The organism is Halostella litorea, assembly GCF_004785955.1.
GTDB lineage: Archaea > Halobacteriota > Halobacteria > Halobacteriales > Natronoarchaeaceae > Halostella > Halostella litorea.
On sequence record NZ_SJER01000001.1, the window covers coordinates 928,847 to 946,629 of the forward strand.

General features: G+C 69.9%; 18 protein-coding genes and 1 pseudogene. 8 read left to right on the forward strand and 11 right to left on the reverse strand.

All coding sequences use genetic code 11. The features are described 5' to 3' along the window. Positions 1-86: 86 nt before the first annotated feature. Positions 87-2,036: a threonine--tRNA ligase gene (thrS, locus tag EYW40_RS10305; RefSeq protein ID WP_135821520.1), complete on the reverse strand. Its 1,950-nt coding sequence runs from the start codon at positions 2,034-2,036 to the stop codon at positions 87-89. Positions 2,037-2,305: 269 nt separating this feature from the next. Here thrS and EYW40_RS10310 point away from each other — a divergent pair, with 269 nt between their 5' ends. Further along, on the forward strand, positions 2,306-2,494 hold the full coding sequence (locus tag EYW40_RS10310) for a hypothetical protein (RefSeq protein ID WP_135821521.1): 189 nt from the start codon (positions 2,306-2,308) through the stop codon (positions 2,492-2,494). Here the strand turns inward: EYW40_RS10310 and pyrE are convergent. Continuing rightward, positions 2,491-3,015, reverse strand: a complete 525-nt coding sequence (gene pyrE, locus EYW40_RS10315) for an orotate phosphoribosyltransferase (RefSeq protein ID WP_135821522.1) — start codon at positions 3,013-3,015, stop codon at positions 2,491-2,493. The two genes, EYW40_RS10310 and pyrE, sit on opposite strands and share 4 nt — an antisense overlap. Positions 3,016-3,339: 324 nt before the next feature. Further along, on the reverse strand, positions 3,340-3,885 hold the full coding sequence (locus tag EYW40_RS10320; RefSeq protein WP_135821523.1) for a CDP-2,3-bis-(O-geranylgeranyl)-sn-glycerol synthase: 546 nt from the start codon (positions 3,883-3,885) through the stop codon (positions 3,340-3,342). Positions 3,886-4,043: 158 nt separating this feature from the next. Here EYW40_RS10320 and EYW40_RS10325 point away from each other — a divergent pair, with 158 nt between their 5' ends. Further along, entirely contained in the window at positions 4,044-4,880 is an 837-nt protein-coding gene (locus tag EYW40_RS10325; RefSeq protein ID WP_135821524.1) for a proline dehydrogenase family protein, read from the forward strand. A 42-nt stretch (positions 4,881-4,922) separates the two neighbouring features. Continuing rightward, positions 4,923-5,591 carry a DUF502 domain-containing protein gene (locus tag EYW40_RS10330; RefSeq protein WP_135821525.1) on the forward strand — a complete coding sequence of 223 codons (669 nt, stop codon included), beginning with the start codon at positions 4,923-4,925 and terminating at the stop codon, positions 5,589-5,591. Between the two features lie 6 nt (positions 5,592-5,597). Here the strand turns inward: EYW40_RS10330 and EYW40_RS10335 are convergent, their stop codons facing one another. Next, positions 5,598-6,527 carry a branched-chain amino acid transaminase gene (locus EYW40_RS10335; RefSeq protein ID WP_135821526.1) on the reverse strand — a complete coding sequence of 310 codons (930 nt, stop codon included), beginning with the start codon at positions 6,525-6,527 and terminating at the stop codon, positions 5,598-5,600. A gap of 176 nt (positions 6,528-6,703) precedes the next feature. Between EYW40_RS10335 and EYW40_RS10340 the strand changes: the two genes are divergently transcribed. After that, positions 6,704-7,111: a hypothetical protein gene (locus EYW40_RS10340; RefSeq protein ID WP_135821527.1), complete on the forward strand. Its 408-nt coding sequence runs from the start codon at positions 6,704-6,706 to the stop codon at positions 7,109-7,111. Between the two features lie 34 nt (positions 7,112-7,145). Here EYW40_RS10340 and ribB read toward each other — a convergent pair whose 3' ends face one another. The 4 genes from ribB to EYW40_RS10360 form a co-directional block, all read right to left on the reverse strand. Next, on the reverse strand, positions 7,146-7,808 hold the full coding sequence (gene ribB, locus EYW40_RS10345) for a 3,4-dihydroxy-2-butanone-4-phosphate synthase (protein ID WP_135821528.1): 663 nt from the start codon (positions 7,806-7,808) through the stop codon (positions 7,146-7,148). After that, the gene (locus tag EYW40_RS10350; RefSeq protein ID WP_135821529.1) at positions 7,805-8,509 is read right to left on the reverse strand and encodes a DUF120 domain-containing protein; all 705 of its coding nucleotides are present in this window, start codon (positions 8,507-8,509) and stop codon (positions 7,805-7,807) included. Before EYW40_RS10350 ends, ribB begins: the two co-directional genes overlap by 4 nt. A gap of 142 nt (positions 8,510-8,651) precedes the next feature. Then, positions 8,652-9,629, reverse strand: a complete 978-nt coding sequence (twy1, locus tag EYW40_RS10355; RefSeq protein ID WP_135821530.1) for a 4-demethylwyosine synthase TYW1 — start codon at positions 9,627-9,629, stop codon at positions 8,652-8,654. Between the two features lie 64 nt (positions 9,630-9,693). Further along, positions 9,694-10,047 (reverse strand): hypothetical protein, encoded by a 354-nt coding sequence (locus EYW40_RS10360; RefSeq protein ID WP_135821531.1) that lies wholly within the window; start codon positions 10,045-10,047, stop codon positions 9,694-9,696. Positions 10,048-10,178: 131 nt separating this feature from the next. Here EYW40_RS10360 and argS point away from each other — a divergent pair, with 131 nt between their 5' ends. Next, positions 10,179-11,939 carry an arginine--tRNA ligase gene (gene argS, locus EYW40_RS10365; RefSeq protein ID WP_135821532.1) on the forward strand — a complete coding sequence of 587 codons (1,761 nt, stop codon included), beginning with the start codon at positions 10,179-10,181 and terminating at the stop codon, positions 11,937-11,939. Between the two features lie 690 nt (positions 11,940-12,629). Here the strand turns inward: argS and minD are convergent. Further along, positions 12,630-13,469, reverse strand: a pseudogene (gene minD / locus EYW40_RS20450) (cell division ATPase MinD); the annotation flags it as partial. Positions 13,470-13,636: 167 nt separating this feature from the next. Here minD and prf1 point away from each other — a divergent pair. From prf1 to EYW40_RS10385, 3 genes are all read left to right on the forward strand, one after another. Continuing rightward, positions 13,637-14,890 (forward strand): peptide chain release factor aRF-1, encoded by a 1,254-nt coding sequence (prf1, locus tag EYW40_RS10375; RefSeq protein ID WP_135821533.1) that lies wholly within the window; start codon positions 13,637-13,639, stop codon positions 14,888-14,890. Positions 14,891-14,958: 68 nt separating this feature from the next. Further along, on the forward strand, positions 14,959-15,744 hold the full coding sequence (locus EYW40_RS10380; RefSeq protein ID WP_135821534.1) for a helix-turn-helix transcriptional regulator: 786 nt from the start codon (positions 14,959-14,961) through the stop codon (positions 15,742-15,744). A 53-nt stretch (positions 15,745-15,797) separates the two neighbouring features. After that, positions 15,798-16,580, forward strand: a complete 783-nt coding sequence (locus EYW40_RS10385) for a helix-turn-helix transcriptional regulator (protein ID WP_135821535.1) — start codon at positions 15,798-15,800, stop codon at positions 16,578-16,580. A 7-nt stretch (positions 16,581-16,587) separates the two neighbouring features. On the opposite strand, the gene EYW40_RS10390 is transcribed toward EYW40_RS10385, so the two are convergent. Continuing rightward, positions 16,588-16,977 (reverse strand): DUF6276 family protein, encoded by a 390-nt coding sequence (locus tag EYW40_RS10390; protein WP_135821536.1) that lies wholly within the window; start codon positions 16,975-16,977, stop codon positions 16,588-16,590. 57 nt (positions 16,978-17,034) lie between these two features. Then, positions 17,035-17,724 (reverse strand): V-type ATP synthase subunit D, encoded by a 690-nt coding sequence (locus EYW40_RS10395; RefSeq protein WP_135821537.1) that lies wholly within the window; start codon positions 17,722-17,724, stop codon positions 17,035-17,037. Positions 17,725-17,783: the final 59 nt, after the last annotated feature.

Below are 17,783 nucleotides of genomic sequence, written 5' to 3' on the forward strand. Positions count from 1 at the left end.
GTCGCACGTCGAGAAAACCACGAACGTGTGCGGCGGGGTCCGCGACCGCCGTGTCCGCCGGCGCGACAGGGGTGGGTGCCGGGCCGTCAGGCCAGGAAGTCCGCGTCGGTGCGCTTCTCGTCGCGCTCGGACCGCAGGTGGTCGCGGAACTCGTCGATCCCGACGTCGTACTCCTGGCGCTCCTCGCGGTCGCGCACGGAGATGTTCCCGTCCTCTTCCTCGTCGCCGCCGACGATGATCATGTAGGGGACGCGGTCGTCGTGGGCCGCTCGGATCTTGCGCTCGATGGTGCCGTCGCGGTCGTCGACCTCGACGCGGAACCCGTCGAACTCGTTTTTGACGCGGTGGGCGTAGCCGAGGTTATCGTCGCTGATCGGCAGGACCCGCACCTGCTCGGGCGCGAGCCACAGCGGGAAGTTGCCCGCGAAGTGCTCGATGAGCACCATGAAGAAGCGCTCGTAGCTGCCGTACAGCGCGCGGTGGATCATCACCGGCTTGTGGGCCTCGTTGTCCTCGCCGGTGTAGCTCAGGTCGAGCCGCTCGGGCATGTTGAAGTCGAGCTGGACCGTGGGGCCGTCCCACCGTCGGCCGATGGCGTCCTCGAACGCGAAGTCGATCTTCGGGCCGTAGAACGCGCCGTCGCCCTCCTCGACGTCGTAGTCGAAGTTCCGCGATTCGAGGACCGACTCCAGCTGAGACTCGGCCCGTTCCCAGATCTCGTCGGAGCCGACGCTCTTCTCGGGGCGGGTGGCGAGCGCGACCTCGTAATCGAGGTCGAACGTCGAGAGCACCTCGTCGATCATGTCCATGGTCTGCTCTACCTCCCGTTCGATCTGGTCGGGGCGGACGAACAGGTGCCCGTCGTCGATGGTGAAGGCCCAGACCCGCGAGAGACCCGAGAGTTCGCCGCGCTGTTCCTTGCGGTACACCTTCCCGTTCTCGGCGTAGCGCATCGGCAGGTCGCGGTAGGACCAGGAGCTGTCGTCGAAGATCGTCGCGTGGCCCGGGCAGTTCATCGGCTTGAGCCCGAACTCGTCGTCCCCGACGTCGAAGACGAACATGTCGTCACGGTAGTTCTCGTAGTGGCCGCTCTCCTTCCAGAGGTCGGTCTTGAACACGTGGGGCGTCTCGACGTACTCGTAGCCGGCATCGAGGTTGAGCGACTCGACGAACGACTCCAGTTCGCGGAGGATCGTCTTCCCGGCCGGGTGGTACAGCGGGAGCCCCGGGCCGGTGACGTCCTGGATCGAGAACAGGTCCATCTCGCGGCCGATCTTCCGGTGGTCGCGGCGCTCGGCCTCGCGGCGGCGCTCCTTGAACTCCTCCAGCCCCTCCTCGGTCTCGAAGGCGGTGCCGTAGATGCGGGTCTGCATCGGGTTCTCCTCGTCGCCGCGCCAGTAGGCGGCCGCGATCTCCAGCAGGTCGACCGCGCCGATCTCGCCGGTGGAGTCGACGTGGGGCCCCTTACAGAGGTCCTCCCACTCGCCCTGGCTGTAGAACGAGACGGTCTCGCCCTCCTCGGCGAGTTCCTCCAGCAGTTCGAGCTTGTACGGCTGGCCCTCCAGGCGCTCGCGGGCCTCGTCGACCGACACCTCCTCGTACTCGACGTCGTAGTCGGCCGCGATGATCTCCTCCATCTCCGCGAGGATGTCGTCGAGGTCCTCCTCGTCGACGTCCAGGCCGTCGAAATCGTAGTAGTAGCCGTCGTCGGTCGGCGGCCCGATGGCGAGGTCGACGTCGTCGTAGAGGCGCTGGACGGCCTGCGCGAGGCAGTGCGAGGCGGTGTGGCGCAGGACGCGCACGTACTCGTCGCTGTCGGCGGTGACGATCTCGATCGCCGCGCCGTCCTCGTGGATCGGCACCTCCTTGCCGACGAGTTCGCCGTCGATCCGGCCGCCGACGGTGTCGCGGCCCAGCCCCGGGCCGATCTCGAACGCGACGTCCTCGACGGTCGCGCCCCGGTCGACTTCGAGTTCGGAGCCGTCCGGTAGTACCACTGCGATCCTGTCTCCCTGTGAGTCTGGTTCCTGTGACATGGTTACACCCCTGGCTGGTCGACGGACGCCAGCGAGAGAACGGACAGGTGTCGGTGGTTGTTAGTTGCGGGCGAAGGCCCGACCTGTAAAGTGGACACCTGCCATCGTGGTCACCTCTTTGCGAGGGGAGTGAAAAAGCGTTGCGATGCCGCGGCCGGCCGCCGGCGGCGAGTCCCGGGGCATCGAACCGCCGAGCGGCCGCCACGGGCCGTCTTCAGGGCCTGAAACGGGGCGGCCGATTTATCAGGTCCGGCGGCGTACGTCCGGGTATGTTCGGTCGCAGATCCACCCATCCGGTGCTTCAGGTCCTCGCGGCCGCCGCCTTCCTGATCGGCCTCGTCGGCTTCGCCGTCTTCGGCTGGCGGTTCAGCGGCGACAGCGGGCTCGTTCCGACGGCGCTGGGCGTCGGGTTCGCGGCGGTGGCGGTCGCGTGGACGCTGTACAGCCGGTTCGCCTAGTCGCGGGCGGCGAGCAGTTCCTCGGCGGTGACCAGCGCCTCCAGTTCGACGCCGTGGTCCGCGAGGTTCTCCCGGCCGCCCTCCTCGCGGTCGACGACGACCAGCGCCCGGTTCACCGTCGCGCCGGCGTCCCGGAGCGCCTCGACGGCGTCGACAGCGCTCTGGCCGGTCGTGGCGATGTCCTCGATCACGACGACCTCCTCGCCCTCGTCGAGTCGCCCCTCGATGAGGTTCGCCGTGCCGTACTCCTTCTGCTGTTTCCGGGCGATGACGTAGGGGTTGCCGGCCTTCACCGCGGTCACGGCGACGAGCGGGACGCCGCCCAGCGCCACGCCGCCCAGTTTCGCGTCGCCGACGCGCTCGGCGAACGCCGCGGCGATCAGTTCGAGACAGCGCGGGTCCGTCTCGAAGAGGTACTTGTCGACGTAGTAGTCGCTCGTCCCGCCGTGGGACAGTTCGAACTCCCCGAACTGCACCGCGTCGGCGGCCCGGAGCGCCTCGATGAGGTCCGCGTTTGCCATAGGCGTTAGCGGGCGACGGCGGGGCTTAAGCGCCGTGGAACGCGGTCGGGTGCCGGTAGCACGATGCGACTGAACAGATCATGGGCCGCGAGCGCGGGGTGAGCGATGCGAGGCGGCGAAGCCGCCGCGGCACGCGAACGGTCGCGCGAGGACGGGGGAGGGCTGGCGTCCGCGGCGGTGTCGGAGGCCGTTCAGCGGTCAGCATACGGCGGCTTCGCCGCCGTTTCCCCGGACGCGGCCGCCGGCCGCGTCCGGCCTTTTTGGCCGAGCTTTTTGCCGGGAGCGGTGCGCCGGAGGCGCACCCGAGCGTCAAAAAAGGTCGTCTCACCAGGGCTCGCTTTTCAGCCCGAGGTAGTACGCGCCGACGTTCGTCGTCACGTGGAGCAGGGGCGTCAGGACGAAGATCACGGCCAGCACGGGGAGCGTGAACGTCTCCGTCGTCCAGCCGGGCGCGGCGACGAGCGTCACCCCGAGCGCGCCGACGGTAAAATCGAGCTGGTCGAGGCCGGGGAACGCGGCCCCGCGCTCGCGGCCGGTGCGACGCTTGAGGAAGGACGCGCCGATGTCGCCAAGCATCGCGCCCAGCGGGAGCGCGACGACGGCGGGTGCAGGGAACGTCGGCAGGTCGACGCCGACGGCGCTGCCCACGTCGCCGGCGACGGCCGAGAGGACGAGCGCCAGCGTCGCGCCGGCGAGCGTGCCGACGAGCGTGCCACGCCAGGTCTTGCCGTCGCCGAGGACGCGCCGGCCGCCCCACGTCCGCCCGCCGTCGATGGGGCGGCCGCCGCCGGCCAGCACCGCGGCGTTGTTCGGCACGTACGCGGGCAGCATCACCCAGAACGCGAGGACGATGGCGTCGACGACTTCCATACGCGCCGACAGAAGTCCCCGGGTCTTAATGCTCCGTGGTTTCGGCGGACGAGACGGCCGTGCGTGGTGGGTCGGGCGGACCCGGAGACCGCGCGGGGTCGCGGCGGCGGACGGGTGATTTGTAACGAATTAAAAGGGACGGCCGTCAACTTTCGACCATGATCCCGCCGATCGCGAGCACGTTCGTCGCGGGCGAGACGCCCGCCGAGGCGCTCGACCACGCGCGACGGCTCAACGACCGTGACGTCGGGGCCATCCTGAACCTGCTCGGCGAGCACTACGACGCGCCCGGGCCGGCGGCCGCGGACCGGGACGCGTACCGCGACCTGGTCGAGGACATCGCCGGGGCGGGCGGCGACGTCTGCATCTCGGTCAAGCCCTCGCAGGTCGGCCTGGACGTCGGCGAGGAGACCTTTCGGGAGAACCTGTCGGCGGTCGTCGACCACGCCGCCGAGCGGGACGTGTTCGTCTGGGTCGACATGGAGGACCACACGACGACGGACGCGACGCTCGCGGCCTACGAGGACCTCGCCCGGGAGCACGACGGCGGCGTCGGGGTCTGCCTGCAGGCGAACCTCGAACGCACCCGGGAGGACGTCGCGCGCCTCGCCGACGTGCCCGGGAAGGTCCGGCTCGTCAAGGGGGCGTACGACGAGCCGAGCGAAGTCGCGTACACGGACAAGGCGCGGGTGAACGAGGCGTACCGCGAGCTGCTCGAACTCGCGTTCGAGCGCTACGACGGCGGCGTCGCGGTCGGGAGCCACGACCCCGAGATGATCGAGTACGCGACCGAACTGCACGACGAGCACGGCACCGACTTCGAGATCCAGATGCTGATGGGGGTCCGCGAGGACGCCCAGTACGACCTCGCCGCCGACCACGAGGTGTGGCAGTACGTCCCCTACGGCGACAGGTGGCTCTCGTACTTCTACCGGCGGGTCGCCGAGCGCAAGGAGAACCTGCTGTTTGCCGCCCGGGCCGTCCTGACCGGGTGAATGGGAAGCGCTGATTAGCCCCGCTTCTGAAGGGAGACGTACATGGCCTCCTGGAAGCGGGACTTCGCGAGCGGGCTCATCGTTCTCGTCCCCGTGATCATCTCGGCGTACGTCATCGCCTGGGTGTACGGGCTGATCGCCTCCATCACGCCCGAGATAATCGTCAGCGAGCAACTGCTGCGGACGTACGGCATCAGCACCGACTACATCGACCCCCTCCGGGTGCTGGTGAGCCTCACCGTCTTCGTCATCCTCGTGTTCGCGGTGGGCTATCTCATGCGGACCGCGATCGGCGGGTTCTTCGAGGCGGCGGTCGACGACGTGGCAAACAGGGTGCCGGGGCTCCGCGTCGTGTACAACGCCTCCAAGATGGCCGCCGAGACCGCCCTCGGCGGCACCGAACAGCTCCAGACGCCCGTGAAGCTCGAACCGGTCCCCGGCCTGCGGATGACCGCGTTCAAGACCGGGCGCACGACCGAGGACGGCCGCGAGATAATCTTCCTGCCGACCGCGCCGAACATCACCACCGGCTTCGTCATCGAGGTCGACCCCGACGACATCGAGGAGACCGACGAGCGCGTCGAGGACGCGCTCACCCGCATCCTGAGCGCCGGGTTCGGCGACTCGGACCGCGGCGACCCGGGGATCCCGATCGACGTCATCGAGAGCGCACGTGACGACGGGAGCGAGGGGCAGAAGACCGACGACTGAGGGCGGTTACACGTAGCTGAACCACTCGTCGTAGTCGTCGGTGCGGCGCTCGACGATGTCGAAGAACGCGGACTGGATCTCCTCGGTGACGGGGCCGCGGGTGCCCGACCCGATCTCGACGTTGTCGACCTGCCGGATCGGCGTGACCTCCGCGGCGGTGCCCGTGAAGAACAGCTCGTCGGCCGTGTTGAGTTCGCCCCGCGAGATGGTGGCGTCGTCGTGGACGGTGTAGCCCAGGTCGCGGGCGACCTCGATCACGCTCTGGCGGGTGATCCCGTCGAGGATGCTCTCGGCGAGCCCGGGGGTGTACAGCTCGCCGTTGCGGACGAGAAACAGGTTCTCGCCCGGGCCTTCGGCGACCTGCCCCTCCTTGTTCAGGACGATCGCCTCGGTGTAGCCGTTGCGCCGGGCCTCCTCGCCGGCGAGCATGCTGTTGACGTACAGTCCGGTCGTCTTGGCGTTCGTGGGGATCTGGCTGGAGGCGTGCTTGCGCCACGAGGAGATCATGACCTCGACGCCGTTCTCCAGGGCGTCCTCGCCGAGGTACGTCCCCCACGGCCAGCAGGCGATAGCGACCCGGGTCGGGCAGTCGCCCGGGCTGACGCCGAGGCTGTCGTACCCGTAGAAGGCGATCGGGCGGATGTAACAGGACTCCAGGTCCTGCTCGCGGATCAGCGTCTCGGTCGCCTCCGTCAGCTCCTCGCGGGAGAAGTCGATCTCCATGTCGTAGGGCTTCGCGGAGTCGTAGAACCGGTCCAGGTGCTCCTCCCACCGGAAGAGCGCGGGCCCCTCCTCGGTGTCGTAACAGCGCACGCCCTCGAAGATGCCGCTCCCGTAGTGGAGGCCGTGCGTGAGCACGTGAATCTGGGCGTCCTCCCAGTCGACGAACTCGCCGTCCATCCAGATCGTGTCCACGTCCATTTCTGCGAAGCTCATGTTCGGGTAGTTATCACCGATCCTAATGAGTGTTCGCGGTTTTCGACACGGCCGTTTCACCGCGCCGGCCCGCCGGCCGATGGCGTCGGCGTCGGTCACTTCGACGCCGCCGCGCCGGCCACGCTCCCGCGACAGTTGTAATTACATTTATGTAATGGGGTTCGGAAACGGGGAGTATGACGCAGTACGAGGAGGTCCGGGAGATGATCGACGCCTCGGCGTTCCACGACTGGATCCAGTTCGCGAACCGGGGTACGTGGACGTACAAGCCCGACGTCGCGCTCCGGTTGAGCCGGGAGGACCAACTCGACAAGCGCTACGACCCCCACTGGGCCGCCCAGATCCAGGGGTCGAACGCCCGGTTTGGCTACTACGTGTACTACGCGGACTCGCCGGTCGAGTACCACGTCGTCGTCAGCGTCGACGACGGCCGCGCCTTCATCCCCGAACCGAACCCGCCGCAGGCACAGGGCGGGCAGTACACCATCTCCCCGTACGCCGCCAACATCGGCCGGATCATCACCGGCGACGCCGAGACGTTCCGGGCCTACCTCAACCGGACGGGCATCGCGGTCCACGAGTGACCGGCGGGTGAGGCCGGCCCGCGCGGCCGCGTCGTCAGGCCGTCGGGAGCTGTTCGGCCAGCCGGTCGCCCTCGACGAACGGCGTCCCCGTCCGGCGGCCGTACCGCCGGGCGGCCTCGGGGCCGAGTGCCTCGCCGGTCTCGTCGTCCAGCATCTCACAGACCACGGCGGCGGGCGGCCGGTCGGCCGCCAGCGCCAGCGCGACGGCGTACTCGGTGTGGCCGCGGCGGTCGGCGTGCAGGCCCGGGGCGGCCCGCAGGAGATGGACGTGGCCGGGCGACCGGAACCGCTCCGCGAAGTCGACCGCGTCCGGGTCGGCGGCCGCCGCGCCGATTTCGCTGATCGTCAGGGCGCGGTCGTTGTCCGTGATCCCGGTGTACGTGTCGCGGTGGTTCACCGTCAGCGAGAACGACGACCGGTCGTCGTACCCCAGTTCGTGGTCGCCCGTGACGGGGTGGTCGACCGCCGACGCGAGGAACGGGAGGGAGAACGCCTCCGCGACCGCGTCGGACAGGGCCGTACACACCAGCCCGCCGGCGTCGTTCCGCATCCGGGCCACGTCGTCGGCCGTCACGACGTCCGCCGGGTAGATCAGGTCCGTCTCCCCCTCGCGGTCGGCCGCGTCGTGGACCAGCACGGGGTTCCCGGCGCGGAACGCCTCGACGGCCCGTTCGACGGCGCTGTGACGCTGGCTCATCGGTCGGTCACCCGCAGCGTCAGGCGGTCGCCGTCGTCCAGCCCCATCTCGTCGCGCAGTTTGACCGGCGCGATCAGCTCCGCCTGGTCCTCGTCGTGGTGGGTGCGTTCGGGCGCGATCACGTGGCACTCCTCGTACGTCTCGCCCGCCGCCGTCTCGATCGTGGCGGGGTAACAGACCGCGGGGCCGTACGTGCGCTCCTCGTCCTCCCAGCCGTCGATGTGGACGGGGTCCAGCGCGGCCATCGCCGACCGCCGGCGGACGCTGTCGTCGGTCAGCGACACGTTCAGCGTGCCGGCGAAGGGCTCGTAGCCGAGCCGGTCGACGAACTGCTCCATGTAGCCGGGCAGCGAGATGTAGTGGCGGCCCTCGCCCATCCCGCCGGTGACGGTGCCGGCGAGTTCGACGTCCGCCTCGGTCTCGAACACGCGGCGGTAGTCCTCGTACTCCTCGCGGAGCGCGCGCTCGCCGGCGTCGGTGATCGTCACCCACTGGCCGTCCGAGACGGTGTCGCGCTCGACGTAGCCGGCGTCCTCCAGGCGCTGGAGCCGGCGGGAGGCCGTCTGGTCCGACGCGTCCAGCCGGCCGGCGACCGACCCGCAGGAGGTCTTGAACTCGCCGCCCAGCCCGCCGTCCATGGCGAGCAGCTTCAGCACCGCCAGCTCGTCGGGACCGACCGCGAGCGACGCCGTGTCTGACATACCTGAGGGTAGTCGGCCGCGCGGCATAAGGATAACGAAGGTGGAACGCGTTCCAGATTTGGAACGGTGGTGAACGGAACCGCCGTTGTCATAACTCGGGGGTGAAGTCACCTAAACGCACCGGTCGACGGCGTCCCAGGAGTCAGTCGCCGACGACGGGGTCGCGCTCCCAGAACTCGCTGCCCTTCTTCAGCTTCGGCACCCAGGTGTCCTGCTCGCGGGCGAGCAGGGCGACGCGGGACTCGGGGACGCCGCGGACCTCGTCGTGGTCGGGCATGTGTTCGGCCACGTCCTCGGCGAAGGCCATCACCTCTTCGTGGTCCGGCATCGAGTCGCGGTCGAGTCGCCCCTGCGAGTGGCCGACGTGCATGTACGCCTTCAGCTCCACGAAGTCGGGGTCGGCCCGGCGGTAGAAGCCGGCGTACCAGTCCGGGTCCCGCATGTTCTGCCCGTTCACCAGCGTCGTTCGCAGGACGGTCCGGGTGTCCTCCTTGTCGGCCAGCACGTCCATCGTGTCGACCAGCCGTTCCCACGCGTCGTCGTCGACCGCCTTCACCACCTCGTCGAACGTGTGCCGTTCGGGCGCGTCGACGCTGACGTACAGTTGCGTCGGGTCACAGCGCGCCAGCATCTCCGGATTCGTCCCGTTGGAGACGAGGAACGTGGTGATGTCGCGGTCGTGGAACTCCTCGATCAGTTCCGGGAGATGCGGGTACAGCGTCGGCTCGCCGTCTAAGCTGATGGCGACGTGGCGGGGCTCCATCGCCTGCTCGAACACCTCGCGGGGCACCTCGTCGTTGCCGCCGAAGCCCGACAGCAGCTTCTTCTGGAGTTCGACGCTCGCGTCCGCGACGGCGGCGGGGTCGTCCCACTCCACGTCGCCCAGTTCGTAGGCGTGGCCGGCGTGGTCGCGCCAGCAGAACACGCACCGCTCGTTGCACTTGACGACGGGCGTCATCTGCATGCAGCGGTGGGACTCGATGCCGTAGAAGATGTACTTGTAACACTTCCCCTCGCCGCGCAGGGCGTTCGCCGTCCAGCCACAAGTCTGGGCGGCCGTGTGGTTCTCGCTGTGGTAGTCGGGGTCGCCGACCTGTTTCGGCCCGTCCGAGTCGCTCATCGTGGGTACGGGTGGAGCCGGAGCGTGAAACCTTCTTCCTTCCGGGCCGGGGGCGGCCCGCGAGTCACGCCCGCCCGTCGAACGTCGCGTCCGCCGACGTCCGCTCGCGGTTGAACGACAGCACCTTCGCGCGGATGGCGTCGCCCGCCGAGACCGAGTCCGGGACGTCCTCGACGAACAGGACGAACCCCTCGACCTTCCCGACGGCGACGCGCTCGCCGGAGTGGTGGTCGGTGAACTCCGCCACGCCGAACTCGTAGGACTCGCCGATCTCGACCGGCGGTTCGCGCTCCTGTGCGGCCTCGTGTGCCCGGCGGGACGCGCGCTCGTCCGCCGTCCGCCGCCGGCGGAACACGAGCGCCGCGACGAGCAGCAGGACGACGCCGCCGGCCGCGGCCGTCACCCAGATGTACTGCATACCCGTTCCCTCGGAGGGTGGACAGTAATAACGTTCGGACGCGGCCGGCGCTTCCCCGACGGAGCGCCGAACGCGCCCCGGCGTCGCGCCAACCCGTCACCCCTATACTCCCGGCCCGAAAACGGGCGGGTATGTTCCTAGCCGTCCGCGAGGAGGTCGAGGCCGCGCTGGCCGACGCGCTGGCCGCGCTCGACCTCCCGACCGACGACCTCGGCATCGAGGAGCCGCCGGAAGACGTCGACGCCGTGCTCGCTTCGAGCGTCGCCTTCCGGCTGGCCGGCGAGGTCGGCGCGCCGCCGCCGAAGGTGGCCGCCGACGTGGCCGACGCCGTCGACGTCGGCGACTGCGAGTACGTCGCCCGCGTCGACACGCAGGGGCCGTACGTCAACTTCCTGCCGAACGACCGGTACTTCGCCGACGCGCTCGACGCGGCGCGGGAGGCGGGGTACGGCCGCCTCGACCCGAAGGACACCTCCGTCGTCGTCGAGCACACGAGCGCGAACCCGACCGGCCCGGTCCACGTCGGCCGGGCTCGCAACCCCATCGTCGGCGACGCCGTCGCCAACGCGCTGGACTACGCCGGCTACGACGTGGACCGCCACTACTACGTCAACGACGCCGGCCGGCAGATGGCCGTGTTCACGTGGGCCTACGAGCGCTTCGACGAGGGCGACCTGGCGGACGACCCCGAGCGCGACCGGATCGAGTACGACCTCGTGCGCTACTACCGCAAGGGCAACGCCTACCTCGACGAGGCCGACGAGGCGGCAGTCGAGGCGGCCGAGGCCGAGATCGAGTCGATCATGCAGGGCCTGGAGGAAGGCGACGAGGGGACCTACGAGCGCGTCAGCGAGGTCGTCGACCAGGTGCTGGGCGGGATGCGGGAGTGTCTTGCGCGGCTCCCCGCGGAGTTCGACGAGTTCGTCAAGGAGACGCGGTTCATGTTCGACGGCTCGACCGACGACGTGGTCGACCGCATGCAGGCCCTCGACGAGGCGGTCTACGAGGAGGACGCCTGGCAGCTTGAGTTGGACGAGCACGGCATCGACAAGAACCTCGTGTTCCTGCGCTCGGACGGCACCAGCCTCTACCCCACCCGGGACCTGGCCCACCACGAGTGGAAGTTCGACAACTACGACCGGGCGGTGACGGTGCTGGGCGAGGACCACCGGCTGCAGGCCGACCAGCTCCGCACGACGCTCGAACTGCTCGGCAACGACACCGACCAGCTGGAGCAGGTGCTGTACTCCTACGTCAACCTCCCGGAGGGGAAGATGAGCACCCGTGAGGGGACCGGCGTCGACTTGGACGACCTGCTGGACGAGGCCATCGACCGCGCCCGCGACGAGGTCGAGGACCGGCTCGACGACCGCATCCGCGACGACGACCTGACCGACGGGGACGTCGAGCGCATCGCCCGTCAGGTCGGCGTCGGCGCGGTCCGCTACGACATCGTCTCGAAGCAGCCGACGAAGGCGATCACCTTCGAGTGGGAGCGCGCCCTCGACTTCGAGGCCCAGTCCGCGCCGTACGTCCAGTACGTCCACGCGCGGTGCTGTGGCATCCTGAACGAGGCCGGCGACGCCGCCGAGGTCGGCGACGTGGACGCCGACCTGCTCGACACCGAGTACGAGCGGGACCTGCTCCGGGCGGTCGCGCGCTTCCCGGCGGTCGTCGAGGAGGCCGCCGAGGACCTCGAACCGCACGTCGTCGCCACCTACACCCGGACGCTCGCCGAGCGGTTCAACGCCTTCTACCGCGAGTGCCCGGTGCTGGCCGACGACGTCGACCCGGAGCTTCGGGACGCCCGCCTCGCGCTCGTCACCGCCGCGAGACACGCCGTCGGCAACGCGCTCGACGTGCTCGGCGTGGAAGCGCCCGAGTCGATGTAGGCCGGAGGGGCCGGCGGCGTCAGAAGACGCTGCCGCCGACGAAGTTCACTGCCAGCACCAGCCCACCCAGAGCGAGCACCGCGAACAGCAGTATCCAGCCGAGCGGAAGCGAGTTGTCGGTGTCGGACATACCCGTCGGTTGACGGGACTCCGTGTTCAAGCTTCCCGTTTCGCGCGAAGACGTTCGGGGGAACGCCGATACCGCCGGAGTCGCGCGGAGCGTCACCCGAGCAGGCCGCCGAGCAGGCCGCCGCCGCCGTCCTCGTCCTCGTCTTCGTCGTCGTCCTCGTCGCCGTCCGCGTCGTCAGCGTCGTCCGCTCCCGGCGGCGACCGGTCGCTGAATGGCACGGCCTCGCCGTCCTCGTCGAAGGAGATCCCGTCCCCGTCGGCCTCGTCGGCGTCCGCGTCGGCGTCGTCGCCGCCCTCGGCGTCGGGGATCGTCACGCCGTCGCCTTCCGCCGGGTCGTCGGGGTCGTCGGTCGGGTCGCGCGCCGCCGACTCGTCGCCCCCCGCCGCGTCGGCCGCTCCGGTAGCGTCGTCGGACGCCTCCGTGCTGTCGTCGGCCTCCGCGGCCGGTTCGCTCGTCGCGGCGCTCGCGTCCCCCTCCGCGTCGTCGGCGTCTGACGCCGTGGCGTCCGCGGCGGGCGAGTCCTCGGAGTCGCCCTCATCGGGGATTTCCGCCTCACCGTCGTCCACGTCCTCTATCGCGCTCGACACCTCCGAGTGTGACGCGTCGTCGGCGTCGGCTTCGTCCGAAGCAGCGGCGTCCGCGTCGCCGTCGTCCGCGTCGGTGTCGGCGTCCGCGGCCGCGCCGGGGTCGCCGTCGCTCACGAGGCGCTCGGCCAGCCGTCGGTACGCGGTCGCGGCCGGGCTCTCCGGCGCGTCGACGACGACCGGCGTCCCGGTGTACACCGAGTCCCGGACCGCGTCGTCCTCCGGGACGGTGCCGAGCAGCGGGACGCCGACGCGCTCGGCGATCCCCTCGAAGTCGAAGTTCCGGTCGTCGCGGACGCGGTTGATGACGAGCCCGGCGACGCGGCCGTCGGCGCGTTCGGTCAGGTCGGCCGTCTTCGAGGCGTCCTGGACGGACGCCGGCTCGGGCGTCGTCACGAGGACGACCTCGTCCGCGAGGCCGAGCGGGAGCACCGACTCGTGGCTGATCCCCGCCCCCACGTCGAGCAGGACGTAGTCGAACTCCTCGCGGAGGCGGTCGACGACGTCGCCCAGGCCCCTGGCGTCGGCGTCCGCGTAGCTCTCCAGGTCCGCGCCGCTCGGGACCGCGACGATCCCGTCGGCGAGTTCGTACGACGCCTCCTCGACGGACGCTTCGCCGGCGAGCACCTCGTGGAGCGTCGTCGCGTCGGGCGAGAGGCTGACGAGCCCCGCGAGGTTCGCCATGCCCATGTCCGTGTCGACGACGGCGACGGTGTTGCCGGCCCCGGCCAGCGCCGTCCCGACGTTCACCGTCGTCGTCGTCTTCCCGACGCCGCCCTTGCCGCTCGCGACGGCGTACACTGTGTGCGATGCCATGTTACTACGTGAGCCAAGAGGTGGGCGGCTAATAAAACACCGTCAGACTCCCGAACGGTCGAAGCGACGCACGAACCGGCCCCAGCGCCACGGCGCGTCCCCGGCAGGTCCGGAGCCGGCCGCGAAAGACAAAGAATACTTAGCCGCTCCGGGGCGTATAAGCGATAATGAGCCAGCAGGAGAGCGAGCAATCCGACCGGAAGAAATACGAGTTCCGGAAGGTCATCGAGGACCTGAAGGAGTACGAGGGGTCGGGGACGCAGCTCGTCACGATATACATCCCGGATGACAAGCTGATAAGCTCCGTCGTCCAGCACGTCACACAGGAGCACAGCGAGGCGAGCAACATCAAGTCCAAGCAGACCCGGACGAACGTGCAGGACGCCCTCTCCTCTATCAAGTCCCGCCTGCGCTACTTCGACACCTACCCGCCCGAGAACGGCGTCGTCATCTTCTCCGGCGCGGTCGACTCCGGCGGCGGCCAGACCGACATGATCACGAAGGTCCTGGAGAGCCCGCCGATGGGCATCGAGTCGTTCCGCTACCACTGCGACTCGGAGTTCCTCACCGAGCCCTTGGAGGAGATGCTGGCGGACAAGGGCCTGTACGGCCTCATCGTGCTGGACCGGCGCGAGGCCAACGTCGGCTGGCTCCGGGGCAAGCGCGTCGAGCCCGTCAAGTCCGCCTCCTCGCTGGTGCCGGGCAAGCAGCGCAAGGGCGGCCAGTCCGCCCAGCGGTTCGCCCGCCTGCGCCTGGAGGCCATCGACAACTTCTACCAGGAGGTCGCGGGGATGGCAAACGACCTGTTCGTCGAGGAGCGCCACGAACTCGACGGCATCCTCGTCGGCGGCCCGTCGCCGACCAAAGACGAGTTCCTCGACGGCGACTACCTCCACCACGAGCTTCAGGACAAGGTGCTTGGCAAGTTCGACGTCTCCTACACCGACGAGTCCGGCCTGTACGACCTCGTCGACGCCGCGGAGGACGCCCTGGCCGACGCCGAGGTGATGAAGGACAAGAACCTGATGCAGGACTTCTTCAGGGAGCTCCACGAGGGCGAGGAGGCCACCTACGGGTTCGACCAGACGCGGCGAAACCTCATCATGGGCTCCGTGGAGACGCTGCTCATCAGCGAGGACCTCCGCGAGGACGTCGTCACCTACGAGTGCCCCAACGGCCACGAGGAGCGGGAGGTGATCGACCGCCGGAAGAACACGCCCGACCACACCTGCAGCGACTGCGGCGAGGAGGTCCCCGCCGACGAGGCCGAGCGCGAGGACGCCATCGACCACCTCATCGCCATCGCCGAGCAGCGGGGCACCGAGACGAAGTTCATCTCGACGGACTTCGAGAAGGGCGAGCAGCTGTACGACGCCTTCGGCGGCGTCGCCGGACTCCTGCGGTACTCGACGGGCGTGTAAACGCCCCCGGGTCGCCCCGGGGCACAGGGGCTGGGTTTATGTATCGGAGCGTCTGACAGTCCGACGTGATGACACGGGCGGACGCGGAGCCGGACGTCGTCGGGCTCGTCACGCGGCGGTTCGGCGTGTTGGACAGGTTGGACGGGGAGCGCACGGACAAGGCGACGCTGGCCGAGGACCTGTCGGTGTCCCGGTCGACCGTCGACCGCGCCCTCCGCGAACTCGAGGGCGCCGGCTTCGTCACGCGGGCCGACGGGGAGTACACCGCCTCCGCGACCGGCCGGCTCGCCGCCCGGAGCTACCGGGAGTTCGTCGGCTCCGTCGAAGCCCTCCGCGACGCCGCCCCGGTGTTGGCCGCGCTCCCGCCGGAGGCCCCCGTGTCGCTCGACCTCCTCCGCGGCGCGACGGTCCGCCTGGCGGAGCCGCCGACGCCGTTTCGCCCGGTCGAACGGCTCACGGACCTGGTCACCGACGCGACGGAGTTCCGGGGGCTGTCGGCGGCGGTGACGGCCCCGGAGACGGTCGAACGGATCAGCGCGGCGGCGGTCGAGGGCGACCTGCGGGTGGAGATGGTGCTTGCCGATCACGTGGCCGACCAGCTTCGAGCGACGCATCCGGAGGTCGTCCGCGCGGCGGGCGGGGGGGCCGCGTTCGACCTGTACGAGACCGATACGGTCCCATTCGGGCTCGCCGTCGCCCACGACGACGGCGACGCACACGCCGTGCTCGCCGCGTACGGGCCCGACTCGGAGCTCCGGGGGATCGTCGTCAACGACGCGCCCGCGGCCGTCGACTGGGCCGACGCCGTCTTCGAGGAGTACCGGGCGACGGCGACGCCGTTACGGCCGCCGTAGCCCCGGGCGTCGGCCGCCACCCATAACAGGCTGGTCGGAGAACCGGGGGACGAATGGGCCGTGACGACGCGGAGGTAGTACGGACGCTGTGTGACCGACGCGAGTTCCTGGTCGCGCTCCGGGGGAAGCCACGCGAAAAGCGGGCGTTGGTCGAGACGATAGGCGTGTCACGGTCCACGGTCGACCGCGCCATCCGGGAGCTGTGGGCCGAGGGGCTGGTCGAGGAAACCGACCGCGGCTACCGGCTGACCGCCGTCGGGCGGCTGGCGGCGGCCTTTACCGACGGCGTGCTCGCGGTGAGCCGCGACCTGCGGGCCGCGTCGGACGTGCTGGCCCCGCTCCCCGCGGACGCGCCGCTCGACCTGCGCTTGCTCCGGAACGCGAAGGTCGCCGAGGCAGAGCCGACGACCCGGAGCGAGTCAGTGGCCTCGGTGCATTCGGTGTTTCGCGAGGCCGACCGGCTGTACGCGTTCGCACAGGTCGTCACCCGGTCCCGGACCCTCGACGTGTTGGCCGACGCGGTCGACCGCGGGGCGACTGTCGAGGTCGTGTTCGACGCGCGGCTGGCCGAGGAGCTGCTGCCGCGGATGGGCGACCGGGTCGCCGCGCTGACCGCGCGCGGGTTCAGGCCGCTCTCGACGGATGGGGTCCCGTTCGGGCTGCTCCTCGGCGAGACGGACGACGGCTGGAAGACCCGCGTCGTCACCTACGACGAGGACGGCGACCTCCGGGGCGTCGTCGCCAACGACCGCCCCGCCGCGGCCGCGTGGGCCTGGGACGTGTACCGGAGCTACCGGAGCCGTGCGGTCGACCTCTCGCCGGCGTTCTCCGGGTGACCGGCCCTCACAGGAGCTGTTCCAGCTGGTGGCGGCGACGTTCGAGCGCCACCGCCGGCGACAGCGCCGGGTCCGCGGCGAGCCGGTCACAGAGCAACAGCGGGTCGGCCCCGGCCGCCTCGACCCGCCCGACGAGTTCGGTGATCGCCGCCCGGTTGAGCGCCAGCGACGGGAGCAGGCCGAGAAACAGGGCCACCGGCACCGCGGCGCTCGGCGACGACGGGAACGCGTCGCTCACCGCGTCGAACGCCGGCGTCCCGTCGGGCGCTGCCGCCGGGTGGACCCGGAGGCAGTCGGTGCAGATCGCCGCCGCGTCGCCGTCGCCCGGCGCGTACTCCCGCAGGTCGTCGGGAACGGCGAAACTGACGGTCGACGCGCCGCAGTCCGGGCAGTCCATACCGGGGCGACGGCCGAACGGGACAAAAAGGTACGCCAGCGGGGCGACGGAGCCGGTTCAGTCGTCCGCCGAGACGCGCTCGCGCTCCGCCTCCTCGGCCGCCTGCCGGGCCTCGGCTTCGTCCTCCTCCTTCTTGTCCTTGATCTTCTTCATGCGGAAGATCTCCTCGCGCTCCTGCTCCTCTAGCTTCTGCTCGATGTACTCCTGGTTCGTGTACAGTTCGGGCAGCAGCGTGAACTCCAGGGCGTTGACGCGGCGCTTGGTCTTCTCGATCTCGTCCAGCATCTTCTTCATCGCCGTCTCGACCTCGGCCGCGAGGATGATGGAGTCGAGCAGTTCCTCGTAGGCCTCGGCGGCCTCGTCGATGCGGGCGCTCGTGCCGACGACGCCGTAGCCGCGCTCGTCGAGGCTCTTTTTCACCTTGCTCGACTCGATCTGCGGGACGACGACGCCCATGATGTTGTGGGACTCCGTCGTGATCTCGGGGTGTTCCTTCAGCGCCGCGGCGGCCCCCCGGACGGCCACGTCGCCCTCCATCGCGCGGGCCATGTCCATCTTCTTCTGGGCGTCCTCGTAGTTCGACTCGACGTTCCCCCGGACGTCCTGCGCCTGGTCGAGGATGTCCATGAACTCCATGATGAGGCCGTCGCGCTTTTTCTCCAGCGTGTCGTGGCCCCGCTCGGAGAGTTCGATGCGGTCCTCGATCTGCATCAGCTCCTTCCGAGTGGGTTTGACGTCCTTGGCCATGTTGGGTAGGCTTTGCGCGCCCGCACGGATAACTGTTTACAGATCCGGCGTCAGCGACC

What these genes read in the sequence shown, in the direction of transcription:
- thrS (WP_135821520.1), bottom strand. Translation starts at nt 2,036, where the DNA reads ATGTCACAGGAACCAGACTCACAGGGAGACAGGATCGCAGTGGTACTA.
- EYW40_RS10310 (WP_135821521.1), top strand. Translation starts at nt 2,306, where the DNA reads ATGTTCGGTCGCAGATCCACCCATCCGGTGCTTCAGGTCCTCGCGGCC.
- pyrE (WP_135821522.1), bottom strand. Translation starts at nt 3,015, where the DNA reads ATGGCAAACGCGGACCTCATCGAGGCGCTCCGGGCCGCCGACGCGGTG.
- EYW40_RS10320 (WP_135821523.1), bottom strand. Translation starts at nt 3,885, where the DNA reads ATGGAAGTCGTCGACGCCATCGTCCTCGCGTTCTGGGTGATGCTGCCC.
- EYW40_RS10325 (WP_135821524.1), top strand. Translation starts at nt 4,044, where the DNA reads ATGATCCCGCCGATCGCGAGCACGTTCGTCGCGGGCGAGACGCCCGCC.
- EYW40_RS10330 (WP_135821525.1), top strand. Translation starts at nt 4,923, where the DNA reads ATGGCCTCCTGGAAGCGGGACTTCGCGAGCGGGCTCATCGTTCTCGTC.
- EYW40_RS10335 (WP_135821526.1), bottom strand. Translation starts at nt 6,527, where the DNA reads ATGAGCTTCGCAGAAATGGACGTGGACACGATCTGGATGGACGGCGAG.
- EYW40_RS10340 (WP_135821527.1), top strand. Translation starts at nt 6,704, where the DNA reads ATGACGCAGTACGAGGAGGTCCGGGAGATGATCGACGCCTCGGCGTTC.
- ribB (WP_135821528.1), bottom strand. Translation starts at nt 7,808, where the DNA reads ATGAGCCAGCGTCACAGCGCCGTCGAACGGGCCGTCGAGGCGTTCCGC.
- EYW40_RS10350 (WP_135821529.1), bottom strand. Translation starts at nt 8,509, where the DNA reads ATGTCAGACACGGCGTCGCTCGCGGTCGGTCCCGACGAGCTGGCGGTG.
- twy1 (WP_135821530.1), bottom strand. Translation starts at nt 9,629, where the DNA reads ATGAGCGACTCGGACGGGCCGAAACAGGTCGGCGACCCCGACTACCAC.
- EYW40_RS10360 (WP_135821531.1), bottom strand. Translation starts at nt 10,047, where the DNA reads ATGCAGTACATCTGGGTGACGGCCGCGGCCGGCGGCGTCGTCCTGCTG.
- argS (WP_135821532.1), top strand. Translation starts at nt 10,179, where the DNA reads ATGTTCCTAGCCGTCCGCGAGGAGGTCGAGGCCGCGCTGGCCGACGCG.
- prf1 (WP_135821533.1), top strand. Translation starts at nt 13,637, where the DNA reads ATGAGCCAGCAGGAGAGCGAGCAATCCGACCGGAAGAAATACGAGTTC.
- EYW40_RS10380 (WP_135821534.1), top strand. Translation starts at nt 14,959, where the DNA reads ATGACACGGGCGGACGCGGAGCCGGACGTCGTCGGGCTCGTCACGCGG.
- EYW40_RS10385 (WP_135821535.1), top strand. Translation starts at nt 15,798, where the DNA reads ATGGGCCGTGACGACGCGGAGGTAGTACGGACGCTGTGTGACCGACGC.
- EYW40_RS10390 (WP_135821536.1), bottom strand. Translation starts at nt 16,977, where the DNA reads ATGGACTGCCCGGACTGCGGCGCGTCGACCGTCAGTTTCGCCGTTCCC.
- EYW40_RS10395 (WP_135821537.1), bottom strand. Translation starts at nt 17,724, where the DNA reads ATGGCCAAGGACGTCAAACCCACTCGGAAGGAGCTGATGCAGATCGAG.